This is a genomic window from Planctobacterium sp. AWM4_229, assembly GCF_056160305.1.
The window spans coordinates 1-716 of record NZ_JBSWWX010000024.1 but is presented as its reverse complement, the minus strand read 5'-3'; the positions used below and the strand labels follow the sequence as shown (position 1 = coordinate 716).

Here is a 716-nt window from a genome sequence, read left to right as displayed (position 1 = left end):
ACTTTGATGATACCTTGCTCAACACGACCAGTTACTACTGTACCACGGCCTGAGATTGAGAATACGTCTTCGATAGGCAGGATGAACGGCTTGTCGATATCACGCTCTGGCTCTGGGATGTAAGAATCCAGTGCTTCACCTAATTCGATAACTTTCTTTTCCCACTCTGCGTCGCCTTCAAGCGCCTTAAGAGCAGAACCTTGAATTACTGGCAAGTCGTCACCAGGGAATTCATATTCAGAAAGCAATTCACGTACTTCCATTTCTACAAGCTCTAACAGCTCTTCATCGTCAACCATGTCACACTTGTTCATGAATACGATGATGTAAGGTACGCCAACCTGACGACCTAACAGGATGTGCTCACGAGTCTGAGGCATAGGGCCATCAGTCGCTGCTACTACCAAAATCGCGCCGTCCATCTGTGCTGCACCAGTGATCATGTTTTTAACATAGTCAGCGTGTCCAGGACAGTCTACGTGTGCGTAGTGACGAGTAGGAGTATCGTACTCTACGTGAGAAGTTGCGATTGTGATACCACGCTCGCGCTCTTCTGGAGCGTTATCGATTTGATCGAAAGCCTGCGCTGCACCACCGTAAGTTTTTGCTAATACAGTTGTGATCGCTGCAGTCAGAGTTGTTTTACCGTGGTCAACGTGGCCGATTGTACCTACGTTTACGTGCGGTTTCGTACGTTCAAACTTTTCTTTTGCCAT

1 protein-coding gene is annotated in these 716 nt (G+C 47.5%); it reads right to left on the bottom strand.

Annotation, left to right across the window (positions count from 1 at the left end; all coding sequences use genetic code 11):
• Positions 1 to 716 (bottom strand): elongation factor Tu (locus ACXAGP_RS22080; protein WP_475263959.1); only part of this gene is annotated, 716 nt, incomplete at its 3' end.